A 14,177-nucleotide genomic window follows, 5' to 3' on the forward strand; every position below is an offset into this window, starting at 1 on the left:
GACCGGCTAGGTTGATCAGCGGAGGCGTCTGGGTCCTGGTGGGCTCCCCGGTCTTCAAAACCGGTGAGGCCGAGCAGCTCGGTCTGGCGGGTTCGATTCCCGTCCGCCTCCGCCACCGGACAGGAGGGGCTGTGAGCCAGGTCGATCCGCGTCGCGCCATTCCCCGCACCGATGCATTGCTGGCGCTGCCCGCGGTGCGCCAGGCGGCCACCCGGCTCGGCGAGCACGCCATCCGAGCGGTGGTGCGCGACCTCCAAGACCGGGCGCGACGCGGTGAACTGGTGCCGGAGCAGGTGGAATCAGCGGTGCTGGACCGTCTTTCGTCTCGTGCTGGAACCACGCTGCGGCCGGTGCTCAACGCCACCGGGGTGGTGATCCACACCAACCTGGGCCGAGCTCCACTATCGGCGGCCGCAGTCGAGGCGCTGGTGGCCGCCGCCGGTTATGTCGACGTCGAGTTGGACCTGGAAACCGGAACCCGGTCCAAACGCGGCCGCGCCGCGCGTGCCGCGCTGCTGGCGGCGTGTCCGGCGGCCGAGGACGCACTGGTGGTCAACAACGGCGCCGCTGCGCTGGTACTGGCCACCACCACGCTGGCCGCGGGCAAGGAAGTGATCGTCAGCCGCGGCGAGCTGATCGAGATCGGCGCCGGGTTCCGGCTGCCGGATCTGATCGCCTCCACCGGCGCGGTGCTGCGCGAGGTCGGCACCACCAACCGCACCCACCTGCCCGACTACGCCGAGGCGCTGGGACCGCGGACCGGCTGCATTCTCAAGGTGCATCCCAGCAACTTCGCCGTACAGGGGTTCACCGCGGCGGTCGGGCTGCGCGAACTGCGGGGCTTGGCCGACCAACACGGTGTGGCCCTGTTGGCCGATCTGGGCAGCGGACTGCTCGCTGCCGACGCGCTGCTGCCCGACGAACCGGATGCGGCGACCGCGCTGGCCGCCGGCGCCGACCTGGTGACCGCCAGCGGGGACAAACTGCTCGGCGGACCGCAGGCCGGGCTGGTGTTGGGTCGCAGCGAGATCGTCACGCGGCTGGCCCGTCATCCGCTGGCCCGGGCGGTGCGGGCCGACAAACTCGCACTGGCCGCGCTCGAGGCCACCGTGGTCGGTGGCCTACCGCCGGTGACCCGGGCGTTGCACGCCGATGCCGAATCGCTGCGGCGCCGCGCGGATCAACTGGCGGATGCTGTTGGCGCCGAGACCGTTCCGCACGACGGGCGGGTCGGCGGCGGCGGAGCTCCCGGCGTTCCGCTGCCCGGCTGGGCGGTGCGACTGCCGGAGACAGCCGCCGCCCGGCTGCGCGCCGGCGATCCCGCGGTACTGCCCCGGGTGCACGACGGCGCCTGCCTGCTCGACCTGCGCTGCATTCCCGACGCCGACGACGAGCGGCTGTTGGCCGCGGTACGCGCGGCGCTGGAGTAACCGTGATCTGGCCATGTTTGCCATAGCCACCGCCGGCCACGTCGACCACGGCAAATCCACCCTGGTGCGGGCGCTGACCGGGATGGAGCCCGACCGGTGGGCCGAAGAGCGCCGCCGCGGACTCACCATCGACCTCGGATTCGCCTGGACCACACTGCCCTCCGGCGCCCGGGTGGCGTTCGTCGACGTACCCGGGCATGAACGCTTCCTCACCAATACCCTGGCCGGCCTGGGCCCGGCACCGGCGGTGTGTTTCGTGGTCGCCGCCGACGAAGGCTGGCGGGCGCAGTCGTCGGATCATCGTGACGCCCTTGCCGCCCTCGGCATTTCACACGGCCTGGTGGCGCTGACCCGCACCGACCGGGTGACACCCGCCCGGGTTGCCGAGGTGCTGGCCGAGACCCGCGCCGAGCTCGCCGAGACCGGGCTGCACGACGCCCCCGCGGTGGCGGTGTCCGCCGTCTCCGGTGCCGGACTGACCGAGCTGCGAACGGCGCTCGATGCGGTCCTGTCCCGGCTGCCCGCGCCCTGCCCGGCCGCACGGGTTCGGCTGTGGGTGGATCGCGCGTTCAGCATCACCGGGGCCGGGACCGTGGCGACCGGCACCCTCACGGCGGGCACGCTGGCTCGCGGTGACCGACTTACCCTGCTGGGACGAGGACACCCGCGCGAGGTGACGGTTCGCGGGTTGCAGAGTTGCGGTCACGACTGCGCGACGCTGTCGCCGGCGGCTCGGGTGGCCGTCAACCTGCGAGGGTTGCCGGCAGAAGACGTGCACCGCGGCAACACGCTGGTCACCGTCGATGCGTGGCCGATCACCGACGTGCTGGATGTGCGGCGTACGACCGGTCTTGTGCTGAACCAGGCGCCCGAACACCTGGTGGTGCACGTCGGCACCGCGTCGGCGCCGGCGCGGCTTCGCCCGTTCGACGATGACCACGCCCGGCTCTCCTTGGAACATCCTCTGCCGCTGACGCTTTCGGACCAACTGTTGTTACGCGACCCCGGTGGTCGGCGGATACTCGCCGGGGTCCGCGTACTCGATCCCGATCCTCCGGGGCTGCGGCGCCGCGGCGATAGCACCCGGCGCGCGGTTGCGCTGGCGGCGCTGGCACCCGGTGGCGATCCGGCGGCGGTGGTGGCAGACCGGGGCGCGGTGCCCCGCCGCCGGCTGCAACTGCTCGGCTACGACTGCGCGGCGGTGCCTGCCGGGGTGCGCGAGATCCGTGGCTGGTGGGTGCATACCCGCATCCATCGGGACTGGGTGGAACGCCTGGGCTCGGCGGTACGCGAACTGCACGATCGAAACCCATTGTCGGCAGGGCTGTCCGGCGGGGCAGCAGCTGACCTGTTGGGATTGCCCGATGCGGTCCTGCTCGATGACGTGGTGCGGGACTGCGGGCTGGAGTTCCACGACGGCCTGATCCGGGTAGCGGGCACCGGTGGTGATCTCGGGCCGGCCGAGGCCGCGGTCGCGGCGCTGGAATCTCGCCTCGCGGCTGAGCCGTTCCGGGCCCCTGGCGCTGACGACCTGACCGCCCTGCGACTGGGGGTCCGCGAGTTGGCCGCAGCCGAGCGCGCGGGCCGATTGCTGCGGCTGACCGACTCGGTGGTGCTGCTACCGTCGGCGCCGGCCCTGGCGATGCGCGAACTGGCGTTGTTGGCCCAACCTTTCACCGCCACGCAGGCCAAGCAGACATTGCACACCACCCGGCGGGTGGCGATCCCACTGCTGGAGTACCTCGATGCCCGCGGTTGGACCCGGCGTATCGACAATGTCCAGCGGGAAGTGGTGCGTTAGGAAACCCGTGAACCACGATTGCGAAGCCACCGGGGGTGTAGCATGAGGACAAGCCGTCTCGTTTTTCACGGCGATCCTCAATCTCCACGCATTAGTAAAGATATCCGCGTGCGAGTCGCTTCGAGTGGTTCAATCGCCAGCTGTTCACCGCGTTGAACGCGGCTACCCCCTACTGATCCGTAAAGGATATACCGCAATGGATTTCGCCAACTTGTTCTCGCACCCCGACAAGCCGGAGTTCGTTGTTCCGCCCTCCACAACGCGAGTGGAGAAGCCGGCCCTTTCCGACCTGCCTGCGGCGGAGTCTCCTTTCACCCTTCCGCCGCCATCGGCAACGACATGACCGGGACGCGCCGCTCGGCGCGTCCTATTCGAATCGCCCTGGCCGCCCGACTGGGCGCGGATATCGACGGGGCCTGGTGGCCGCAGACCGCCTCCATGGTGAACGAGCTACCCGGACTCATCGCGGCGTTGCAGCGACGGGTCGGCGAGATCACGAATATCAGTATCAACTGGTCCGTCACGGACGGCTCGCCCGATCTGGATTCGATGACGGCGGCCGGCATGGCGCGGCCGGGCTGGCGCGATAAGAGCCAACGTCTGCTGATCGCCACCGGCCGTCTCGGCCGCGTGAAACTGTTGGTGGTACCTCACCTGACGAGGGCGGGCCTCGGCTTGATGCTGCTGCGCCGAGCGGCTGAAATCCCCATTCCGCTTGCACAGCAAGAAGATCGCGAGTTGGGCACTGCCGATTACATCATCCGGGCAGCGCGGACACAAAGCGCGTCCTGGGCCGATCGAATGGCCGACGATCTGGCGGGCGAAAGCCACTCGGTGCCGGGTGTGCACAGCGGACACCCGGCCCCGAGCGGGTAAGCACAAGTTTCGTCGAATTGTGCGGCGGCGGTTATCGGGCGGCTACGCGCTGACGTGCGCGTCCCGACGCCGGTGTCCGGCTGACGTTTCCACCGTTGCGGGAGGTAGCGCGGCGGCGTTGCGGCCGGCCGGCGTTGCCGGGTGCGGTGACGGCCGGCTTGGGCGCCGGAGCCTGGTAGGGCGCGACCTCGCCGACCAACGCGGTCACCGGCTCGGACTGCGCGCTCACCTGTTGCGGTCGTGCGGTGATCCCGGCCTTGCGCAGCAGCGTCGAGGTGTCCCGACGTTCCTCGGGTAGCACCACGGTGACGACGTCGCCGGCGCTGCCGGCGCGCGCGGTGCGCCCCGAGCGGTGCAGGTACGCCTTGTGTTCGGTGGGCGGATCCACGTGCACCACCAGACCCACCTCGTCGACGTGCACGCCGCGCGCGGCGATGTCGGTGGCCACCAGCACCCGGGCGGTACCGGTGGCGAACGCAGCCAGGTTGCGGTCGCGAGCAGGCTGCGACAGGTTGCCGTGCAGGTCTACCGACGGGATACCCGCCTCGGTGAGCTGTCGGGCGAGCTTGCGAGCCTGATGTTTGGTGCGCATGAACAGGATTCGCCGATCAGCACCTGAGGCCAGCCGGTGCACCAGCTCCTTTTTGCTGGTGGAGTCGGCGACATGGAACACGTGGTGGGTCATCGCCGCCACCGGCGAGTTGGCCTCGTCGACGGAGTGCGATACCGGGTTGGTCAGGAACCGTTTGACCAGCTTGTCGACCCCGTTGTCCAGGGTGGCCGAGAACAACAGCCGCTGACCGCCCGGCGGAGTGGCGGCCAGAATGCGGGTGACCCCGGGCAAGAAGCCCAGGTCGGCCATGTGGTCGGCTTCGTCGAGCACGGTGATCTGCACCGAATCGAGGCTGATCAGCTGCTGGCGCATCAGGTCCTCTAGCCGACCCGGGCAGGCCACCACGATGTCGACGCCCGCGTTGAGCGCGGAGACCTGACGGCTCTGCGACACCCCGCCGAAGATGGTGGTCACCTTGAGTCGGTGAGCGGTGGCCAGCGGCTGCAGGGCGGCGGTGATCTGGGTGGCCAGTTCCCGAGTCGGGGCCAGCACCAGACCGGTCGGGCGGGCCGCGCGGCGTGTGGTGACCGTCGCGAGACGAGCCGCCAACGGGATCGAGAATGCCAGGGTTTTGCCACTGCCGGTCTTGCCGCGGCCCAACACATCCCGGCCGGCCAGGGTGTCGGGCAGGGTGTCGATCTGGATCGGGAACGGGTTGGTGATGCCGGTGGCGGCGAGCACGCCGACCAGCGCGGCTGGTACGCCCAACTCGGCAAAGGTCGTTTGGGTATTCATGGGTTTCGGTGCCTTTCGGGCATCGGGTGTGCTCCCGGTCTGCGACGGAGTTGTCCGGCAGCGGTCAGCACAGAGTGGCGAGATTGCCGGTGGGCAAAATCGATCGCCGCGAGAAGAGCTTGTGCTGGGGCACGAATCATCGGGGGTTTCCGGCTGTGATACCGAGCCTGGGGCCGGTGCCGGTGATGAGGAAGCAGTCCACGACGTGTCGGCATCGCATGACGCCGACGTTGGATCAGAGCGTACCCCACGATCGGGATCGGCGGTAACGGCGGGGCCGAAGTGGAAGGCGTGAACACCCCGCATCATGACGGCCGGCGCCCAGCCGCCCGAGCTGACGCACGAATGCCCCGGCAGAACCGGGGCATTCGCGCTTGCTGCGTGGTTGGTTACACGTCCGGGGTCAACAGACCGAGGTCCAGCACGCTGTAGAGCCCGGCGTCCTCCAGATCGGCCAGCGGGGAGACCGCATCGACATCGGAGAAGTCGGTCGGTGCGAACCACGATGCCATCGACGAGATGTCGAAGTTTCCGAACGGCGTCTTCAAGATGTCAACGACATCCTTGCCGTCGCCGTCGGCGTCGTAGTACAGGTTGGTGAAGCCCAGACCCAACTGGTTCTGCGCGTACACGTCCCCGTCGGTGGTGACGAACTGGTTGTCGATGCCGCCGCCGAACAACGACTGCGTGATGTAGTTGGTGCCCGACAGCATGTCGCCGTCACCGTTGGTGAAGGCGGCCGTCAACTTCCAGGTCTGCGAGAACGGGTCGTCGACGTCGAGCATCTGGGCACCGTCGAGGGCGTAGGTCGGATTCCAGGTCACGTCGGCCGGAGCGTCCTCACCCAGGCCCAGGTTCAGCGCGCTGTACAGCCCGGCGTTCTCCAGCGCGTCCAGCGGTGACGCCGGCGTCAGGTCTGCCACATCGGCCGGCGCGAACCACGCCGCCATCGAGGAGACGTCGAAGTTTCCGAACGGCGTCTTCAGGATGTCGACGACGTCCTTGCCGTCGCCCGCGGCGTCGTAGTACAGGTTGGTGAAGCCCAGCCCCAGCTGGTTCTGGTTGTAGATGTCACCGGTGGCCTCATCGATGAAAAGCGTGTTGAGTCCGCCCGTCGACGGGGTGAGGTAGGTGGTGCCTGCTAGCGCCTCGCCCTCACTGGGAGTGAAGATCGAGGTGACCGCCCAGGTGTTGCTGAACGAGTTCGCCGCCTGCAGGATCTCGGCGGTGTCGACGTTATAGGTCGGCGTCCAGGTCACCGGGGTCTCCGAGACCTCGGCGCCGGCGGTTGCGGCCGTTAGGAATGCTGCTGCGGCACCTCCGGCGGCGACGCCCAGTATGATGAACTTCATGGCATGTTCCCTTGTTTGTAACCGGTGTCCTTGTTAGAACTTGGTTTGGCCAATATTAGGGTTCTTATGAGGTTCCGTCAAATGAACTCACAGGGAAATTTTGGGCGGAATGCGCTGTACGAGCCCGCGGTCGTGCCGGGGTGCGTAACGGCGCGTCTCAGCTGCCGGGCGCAGTGTCGTCCCGCTATTCTGAGAACAGCTGTTTCCTGATATTGCTCTGTGTCAGTCCTGGTGCCAAGATGTTCGGCATGGTGTCCACCAATGTGGCGGGAGCGCGCCTCTACGGCGGGGTCGAAGCCGCCGAACGTCGGGCATCGCGCCGAGCAAGACTCCTTGAAGCCGGGCTCGATCTACTCGGCGCCGACGTGCCCCAGATCGCGGATCTGACCGTGCGGGGTATCTGCCGGCAGGCCGGCCTGACCGCCCGCTACTTCTATGAGAGCTTCACCGACAAGGAGGAATTCGTCAGCGCGGTCTTCGATTCGGTCATCGCCGAGCTGGCGGCCAAGACCCAGTCGGTCGTGAAGGCGGCACCGCCCGGCGAGCAGACCCGGGCCGGGATCGCCAACATCGTGCGGACGATCGCCGGTGACGCCCGGATCGGGCGACTGCTGTTCGGCGTGCATCTGAGCAACGCGGTGGTGGTACGCAAACGGGTGGAATCCAGTGTGCTGCTGGCGATGTTGTCCGGTCAGCACGCCGGCACCGCGCTGCGGCTGCCGGAGAACGACCGGATCAGGGCAGCCGGGCACTTCGTGGTCGGTGGAGTCGCCCAGACGATCAGTGCCTGGCTGGCCGGCGAGGTGCGGTTCAAGCCGGAGCGCCTGATCGAGCAGTTGGCCGCACTACTCGACAAACTCGGCGATCCGGCGCTGTACCGGGACTAAGTGGAGGCGGCCGGAACCCTCCGGTCGGCCTCGGTCTTCGGCGTGACATGTTCCACGTCCCCAGTGAATTCCTTTGTCCAGCAGGCAAACTCAAGCGTAATGCCGTCGGGGTCGAGGAAGTAGAACGACCGCACGTACACCCCGGGATGCAGGGTCGGGCTGGCCTGGAATTCGGACATGTCGTGGTTGAGCACCGGCCCGACCCGAACACCCTTGTCCTTGAGTCGCTGCCGGTAGGCGTCGAACTTGTCTGCGGGCACGTGGAACGCCAGGTGGTTCATGGTGCTCACCGCGCTGGTGATCTCACCGACGCCCGGGATGGCGACCGGCGAGGAGATGCCCGGCACTCGGTCCGGCGCCTCGGCGAACCAGAAGAACGCGACGCAGTCACCGTTGCCGGCGTCGAAGAAGAAGTGCTGCCCCATCCCGGCCGGTAGGTCGAGTGATTTGACCAGCGGCATCCCGAGCACATTGCTGTAGAAGTCGACGGTTCGCGCCATGTCGGCGCAGACCAGCGCGACGTGGTTGATCCCACTGATCTCGAACTCGGTGTTGACGCCGTGCGGCTTGATCATCGTGACTCCTCTGGCCAAGAGCAGAATCTGAATCTAACATCAGATTCAGTTTTGATCCAGCCCCAGCAGCGAGAGGAACCCGGTTCGGTGTCGACCCTCTCCGAAGAGCCCATCCAGCGTGACCCGTTGCCGACTCGGCGGGGCAGGCGCACCCAGGCGGCGATCGACTCCGCCGCGCGCGCGGTGATCGCCCGCAAAGGCGTACTGGCCACCACCATCGCCGATATCGCGGCCGAAGCCGGCCGGTCGTCCGCGTCGTTCTACAACTACTACGACTCCAAAGAGGCGATGGTCCGGGAGTGGGCGCTGCGGTTCCGCGACGAGGCCGGCGAGCGGGCGTCCGGCGCCGTTCGGCACGGGCTGTCGAACCGGGAACGGATCGAGCAGGCCGCCGCCGCCCACTGGCACACCTACCGCAACCGACTCGCCGAGATGATCGGCGTCTCCCAACTGGCGATGGTCAACGACGACTTCGCCCGCTACTGGGCGGAGATCTGTGCGGTACCAGTGTCGTTCATCACCGAAACGGTGAAACGCGCCCAGGCTGACGGCCACTGTGCCGATGACGACCCGGAACTACTCGCGGTGGCGATCGTGTCGATGCTGAACCAGTTCTGCTACGTCCAACTCACCGGCACAGCGTCGGATCCGGACGACGAAGCCTGCATCCGCACCCTGTCCAACATCTTCTATCGGGCCGTCTACGCCAAGGAGACCACTTGACATGCCGGCGGTGAGAGTCCTGGCGCATTTCGTCCCCGGGCCGAAGGTCATCGACTTCGTTGCGCCGGAATCGGATTGGCTCGACATCCGGTGGTGCGCCGCAGATGACTCCGGTGAATCCCAGGCCGCCTTCCGCCAGGAACTGGCCGACGCCGAAGTGATCTGGCACGTGCTGCGCCCACTGACCGGGGAGGAACTGCGCAGCGGGCGCCGGCTGCGGCTGGTGCAGAAGTTCGGCGTGGGGATCAACACCATCGATGTGGAGGCCGCCACCGAACGCGGTATCGCGGTCGCCAACATGCCCGGCGCCAACGCGGCATCGGTGGCCGAGGGCGCCGTCCTGCTGATGCTGGCGGTGCTGCGCCGACTGGTGCCGCTGGATCGCTCGACGCGTCAAGGGTACGGCTGGCCCACCGATCCGGAGCTGGGCGAGCACTGCCGCGACATCGGCGGCTGCACCGTCGGCCTGGTCGGTTACGGCAGCATCGCCCGACGCGTCGCCGGGATCGTCTCCGCCATGGGGGCGAATGTGCTGCACACCAGCACCCGCGACGACGGTCGGCCCGGCTGGCGCTCATTGCCGGAGTTGCTGGCCCAAGCCGATGTGGTGTCGCTGCACGTGCCGTTGACCGCGGCCACCGAGGGCTTGATCGACCAGGCCGGCCTGGCGCGCATGAAACCCGGGGCGGTGCTGGTCAACACCGCGCGCGGTCCCGTCGTCGACGAAGCCGCGCTGACCGAGGCGCTGGCGAGCGGGCGGCTGGCCGGCGCGGGGCTCGATGTGTTCGCCGTCGAGCCGGTCAGCCCGGATAATCCGCTGCTCGGCTTGGACAACGTGGTGCTGACACCGCACGTCAGCTGGTACACCGCCGACACCATGCAGCGCTATTTGAGCGCCGCCGTCGACAACTGTCGCCGGTTGCGCGATGGTCAACCCTTGACCCAGGTAGTCAACCAACCGACCGGTTGTTAGTTTGGCCCCACGCACACACCGAAAGGCGCAACATGCCGATAGCGATCACATCTGAGCATCAGGACCTGGCCGATTCAGTGCGGTCACTTCTGACCCGGGCGGTGCCGTCCGAATTGCTGCATGCGGCAATGGACAACCCGATCGAAAATCCCCCGCCGTACTGGCGGGCCGCCGCCGAGCAGGGTCTGGCCGGAGTGCATCTGGCCGAAGAGGTCGGCGGCCAGGGCTTCGGCATCCTGGAGCTGGCGGTGGTGCTGGCCGAGTTCGGCTACGCCGCGGTACCGGGACCATTCGTGCCGTCGGCGATCGCCAGCGCCCTGATCGCCGCCCACGATCCGGCCGCCGCCGCGTTGGCCGGCCTGGCCACCGGCAAGGTCATCGCCAGCTACACCCTCAACCCGGGACTGACGGCCACCGCCCACGGCGACGGCTTGGTGATCCGCGGTGAGGTACGCGCCGTACCGGCGGCAGCCCAGGCGTCGCTGCTGGTGCTGCCCGTCGCCGAGGGCGGGGCCGGCGGCGAGGCGTGGGTGGTGCTGGGCGCCGACCAGCTCGAGATCGAGCCGGTGGAAAGTGTCGACCCGCTGCGGCCGATCGCCCACGTGCGGGCCAACGGTGTGGAGGTCAACGGCACGGCGGTGCTGGGCAACCTCGGCCAGGCGCAGGCGCACGCGCTGATCTCGACACTGCTGTCCGCTGAGGCGGTCGGAGTGGCCCGGTGGGCCACCGACACCGCGGCGGAGTACGCCAAGATCCGCGAACAGTTCGGCCGGCCGATCGGTCAGTTCCAGGCCATCAAACACAAGTGCGCCGAGATGATCGCCACCACCGAACGCGCCACCGCCGCGGTGTGGGACGCCGCCCGAGCGATTGATGAGGCAACGGCGAACGACCCCGCCTCCTCGGCCGTGCAGTTCGCGGCCGCCGTGGCCGCGACCCTGGCCCCGGACGCGGCGCAGCACTGCGCCCAGGACTGCATCCAGGTCCACGGCGGAATCGGTTTCACCTGGGAACACGACGCGGGCGTCTATTACCGGCGGGCACTGATCCTGGCCGCCTCGTTCGGCCGCCGTGCCGACTACCCGCAGCAGGTCGTCGACACCGCCACTGCCGGCGGGATGCGCAAGATCGACATCGACCTGGATCCCGAAACCGAGAAACTGCGCGCGGAGATCCGTGCGGAGGTGGCCGCGCTCAAGGCCATACCGCGCGACGAGCGCACCGTGGCGATCGCCGAGGGCGGCTGGGTGCTGCCCTACCTGCCGAAGCCGTGGGGTCGGGCCGCCGAACCGATCGAGCAGATCATCATCGAGCAGGAGTTCGCGGCCGGCCGGGTGCGCCGACAGGGGATGGGCATCGCGGCGTGGCTCATCCCGTCGATCGTGGCATTCGGCACCGACGAGCAGAAGCAGCGTTTCCTGCCGCCGACGTTCCGCGGGGAACTGGTGTGGTGCCAACTGTTCTCCGAGCCGGGCGCGGGTTCAGACCTGGCCAGCCTGACCACCAAGGCCACCAAGGTCGACGGCGGCTGGCGGCTCAGCGGGCAGAAGATCTGGACGTCGGCCGCGCAGTTCTCCTCGTGGGGAGCGCTGCTGGCGCGGACCGACACATCGGCTCCCAAGCACGATGGGATCACCTACTTCCTGCTGGACATGAAGAGCGAGGGCGTGACGGTCAGCCCGCTGCGCGAACTCACCGGCGGGGCGATGTTCAACACGGTGTTCATCGACGACGTGTTCATCCCCGACGAGTTGGTGCTCGGCGAGGTGAACCGGGGCTGGGAGGTCAGCCGCAACACGCTGACCGCCGAGCGGGTGTCGATCGGCGGGTCCGAGATGCCGTTTCTGGCCAGCCTCGACGGGTTCGTGGAGTTCATGGGCGACGGCCAGTTCGACCAAGGTGAGCACCGCCGGGCCGGCGAGTTGATCGCCGAGGGGCACGCCGCCAAGCTGCTCAACCTGCGCTCGACGCTGTTGACGCTGGCGGGCAAGGACCCGATGCCCGCGGCGGCGGTGTCCAAGCTGCTGTCGATGCGGACCGGCCAGGGCTACGCGGAGTTCGGGGTGAGCACCTTCGCCGGCGACGCCGCGATCGGTGACCGCGAGCAACTGCCCGGCAAATGGGCCGAGTATCTGCTGATGAGCCGTGCCACCACAATTTACGGCGGCACCTCGGAGGTCCAGCTCAATATCATCGCCGAGCGTCTGCTGGGACTGCCCCGCGATCCGTAGGAGCTGAAAACCGCACTCTGGTCACTTATCGCGCTGGCCAGGGCACGAGAGGACCGAAAACTCGAGCGCGCCAACGAAATGTTGAGTGGGCGACGCCAACACCGCAAACCGTCGCCTTCATCGAAAGTCGCCGCGGCCGACGGGTGTGTCGATGACCCTGGACCTGCCGTGATGCCCGCGTGGGCTCATCCCGATTGCGGCGATCGGCTCCCGCATGCTAGAAACATCGGTACCTATGTATCTACTACGTAGGTACGTAGATACCGTTGACGGGGTGAACGATGGAGGGTACGTGAACAGGTTCAGTAAGTTTTTGATGCTGACGGCCGCCGTGGCCATCATCCCACTCGGAGTCGCCAACCCGGCATATGCTCGGCCGCCGAGCGCTGAAGAGATCTTCGCGACGGAGAACGCTATAAGGGCCGACGGCAGATACGCATTGCTGGCTTCCGAGGCACGCCACTTGGATGGAGCCATAATGACCGGCCGAGACCTCAAGGCGAAGAGCTCGGCCATTGATTTTCAGATTGTGGCGTACGGACAATTGGTCCAAGAGATCGCAACGGCTCCGGCGGTGAAGGATGCGGTCCGTCGGGCTGTGATCGACGACGGACTCAAAGTCGTGGCCTGCAATATTTCGGTTCAGCGGATGGGCATCGATCCGGCTCTACTGCCGCCCGAGGTACCCACCACCGGGAACGCTCTGACATATGCACTCGGGCTACAGGAGCAGGGCTACAAGACCCTCACCTACTGAGTTGGCGCGCTGGTTTCGTCCGTTGCATTGCCGCCGTTCATGCGGATTCCGCGACCTCACCCACTACATCGCCCGATCATTCCTGGAAGCCAAGGAAACTACTGCACCGGAGGTGCCCCCGTGACCGCTGACACCATCGAGAGAACCGGGACCATCGAGCGTCATTTCGCTACCGCAGGCCTGTTCGCGCTGCCGGTCCGGCTGGTCATCGGGTGGACGTATTTCTCCGCTTTCTGGCGCCGTGTCGGCATCGCCGACAAATTGGATCCGGATGTGCCCGGCTATATCGGCGAGAAGTTCAACCATTTTCTCCCGCAAGCGCTTGGCATCGGCCCGATCATCGAGCACCTGCTGACCCACCCCGGTCTGCTCGCGGTGGCGATGACGGTGTTCACCATCGTGGAAGGCGTCGTCGGGATCTGCGTGATGATCGGTCTTCTCACCCGGGTCATGAGTTTGGCGGTCCTGGGGTTGGCGTTCGGCATCCTGCTGAGCGCCGGCTGGTTGGGCACCACCTGCTTGGATGAGTGGCAGATCGGGATCCTCGGGATGGCCTGCGGATTCATGCTGTTTCTGAGCGGCGGCGGACGCTATTGCGTGGATCGCATTGTCTCGGAACGAATTCCGCGGCTGGCGCAGCAGAAATGGTTCAACTGGCTGAGCTCCGGTGCAATCAACGTCAGGACACCGGTCGTGGTCAGCGGCTCGATATTGATCCTGGCCGCGGCGTTGTTCACCAACCAGCATTTCCACGGCGGGATTTATGGCCCGCTGCACAACAAATCGGTTGCGCCGGTCATCGAGATCACCGACGCCCACATAGCCGACAACCGGCTGCAATTCGAGCTCTTCCGCACCGAAGGCGCCGACGTGTACGGCTCCTTCGTGATCGGGGTCAGCGTCCGCGACGACACCACCGGCGATACCGTCGTGCAGCTGGACGGTACCCAGCTGAGTCGGCTGCCCGAGGCGGCGATAGCCAACCGCTACGTGGCCAAGGTCAAACCGGGCGCGCACAGCCTGGTCGTCCCGTTGGGCGCGAAAGCGCAACTGAGCATCGACACCGGACCGGCCCGGTGGGACGCGACCCGCCAGTACACCCTCATCCTCACCGATATCAGCGGCGCCACCTGGGAACAGGCAGTCAGCATCGGCCCGTGAGGGTGCCGCGAGCGTGCGCGGTTGTACACAAACACCGGCGTGGCGGTGAGCAAACACGCACGC

At 67.4% G+C, this 14,177-nt stretch carries 12 protein-coding genes and 1 tRNA gene; 10 read left to right on the top strand and 3 right to left on the bottom strand.

The genetic code is table 11. From position 1 onward, the window contains the following. Positions 1-20 precede the first annotated feature (20 nt). The 4 genes from AWC24_RS02735 to AWC24_RS02750 all read left to right on the top strand — a co-directional run bounded on the left by AWC24_RS02735 (position 21) and on the right by AWC24_RS02750 (position 4,107). Positions 21-115 (top strand) — tRNA-Sec (locus AWC24_RS02735). A gap of 16 nt (positions 116-131) precedes the next feature. Beyond that, positions 132-1,430: an L-seryl-tRNA(Sec) selenium transferase gene (gene selA, locus AWC24_RS02740; RefSeq protein WP_085081955.1), complete on the top strand. Its 1,299-nt coding sequence runs from the start codon at positions 132-134 to the stop codon at positions 1,428-1,430. Positions 1,431-1,443: 13 nt separating this feature from the next. Then, positions 1,444-3,231, top strand: a complete 1,788-nt coding sequence (gene selB / locus AWC24_RS02745) for a selenocysteine-specific translation elongation factor (protein ID WP_085081956.1) — start codon at positions 1,444-1,446, stop codon at positions 3,229-3,231. A 339-nt stretch (positions 3,232-3,570) separates the two neighbouring features. Beyond that, on the top strand, positions 3,571-4,107 hold the full coding sequence (locus AWC24_RS02750; protein ID WP_085081957.1) for a DUF5994 family protein: 537 nt from the start codon (positions 3,571-3,573) through the stop codon (positions 4,105-4,107). A gap of 31 nt (positions 4,108-4,138) precedes the next feature. On the opposite strand, the gene AWC24_RS02755 is transcribed toward AWC24_RS02750, so the two are convergent. Then, positions 4,139-5,455 carry a DEAD/DEAH box helicase gene (locus AWC24_RS02755; protein WP_085081958.1) on the bottom strand — a complete coding sequence of 439 codons (1,317 nt, stop codon included), beginning with the start codon at positions 5,453-5,455 and terminating at the stop codon, positions 4,139-4,141. A 389-nt stretch (positions 5,456-5,844) separates the two neighbouring features. After that, a complete protein-coding gene (locus tag AWC24_RS02760; protein WP_085081959.1) occupies positions 5,845-6,807 on the bottom strand; it encodes a hypothetical protein in 963 nt (320 codons plus the stop codon). A 239-nt stretch (positions 6,808-7,046) separates the two neighbouring features. Here AWC24_RS02760 and AWC24_RS02765 point away from each other — a divergent pair, with 239 nt between their 5' ends. After that, entirely contained in the window at positions 7,047-7,694 is a 648-nt protein-coding gene (locus AWC24_RS02765; RefSeq protein ID WP_407663463.1) for a TetR/AcrR family transcriptional regulator, read from the top strand. Here the strand turns inward: AWC24_RS02765 and AWC24_RS02770 are convergent. Further along, positions 7,691-8,269, bottom strand: coding sequence for a VOC family protein (locus AWC24_RS02770; protein WP_085081960.1), 579 nt, complete (start codon positions 8,267-8,269; stop codon positions 7,691-7,693). The genes AWC24_RS02765 and AWC24_RS02770 overlap by 4 nt on opposite strands. Positions 8,270-8,356: 87 nt before the next feature. Between AWC24_RS02770 and AWC24_RS02775 the strand changes: the two genes are divergently transcribed. The 5 genes from AWC24_RS02775 (at position 8,357) to AWC24_RS02795 (ending at position 14,114) form a co-directional block, all read left to right on the top strand. Then, on the top strand, positions 8,357-8,992 hold the full coding sequence (locus AWC24_RS02775; RefSeq protein ID WP_085081961.1) for a TetR/AcrR family transcriptional regulator: 636 nt from the start codon (positions 8,357-8,359) through the stop codon (positions 8,990-8,992). Between the two features lies 1 nt (position 8,993). After that, positions 8,994-9,965 carry a 2-hydroxyacid dehydrogenase gene (locus AWC24_RS02780; protein WP_109560293.1) on the top strand — a complete coding sequence of 324 codons (972 nt, stop codon included), beginning with the start codon at positions 8,994-8,996 and terminating at the stop codon, positions 9,963-9,965. Between the two features lie 32 nt (positions 9,966-9,997). Further along, positions 9,998-12,196 (top strand): acyl-CoA dehydrogenase family protein, encoded by a 2,199-nt coding sequence (locus AWC24_RS02785; RefSeq protein WP_085081962.1) that lies wholly within the window; start codon positions 9,998-10,000, stop codon positions 12,194-12,196. 274 nt (positions 12,197-12,470) lie between these two features. Further along, on the top strand, positions 12,471-12,953 hold the full coding sequence (locus AWC24_RS02790) for a hypothetical protein (protein WP_133055689.1): 483 nt from the start codon (positions 12,471-12,473) through the stop codon (positions 12,951-12,953). A gap of 120 nt (positions 12,954-13,073) precedes the next feature. Continuing rightward, a complete protein-coding gene (locus AWC24_RS02795; RefSeq protein WP_085081964.1) occupies positions 13,074-14,114 on the top strand; it encodes a TQO small subunit DoxD in 1,041 nt (346 codons plus the stop codon). Positions 14,115-14,177 lie beyond the last annotated feature (63 nt).

The sequence above is a fragment of the Mycolicibacter senuensis genome (assembly GCF_002101885.1).
GTDB classification, from domain to species: Bacteria; Actinomycetota; Actinomycetes; order Mycobacteriales; family Mycobacteriaceae; genus Mycobacterium; species Mycobacterium senuense.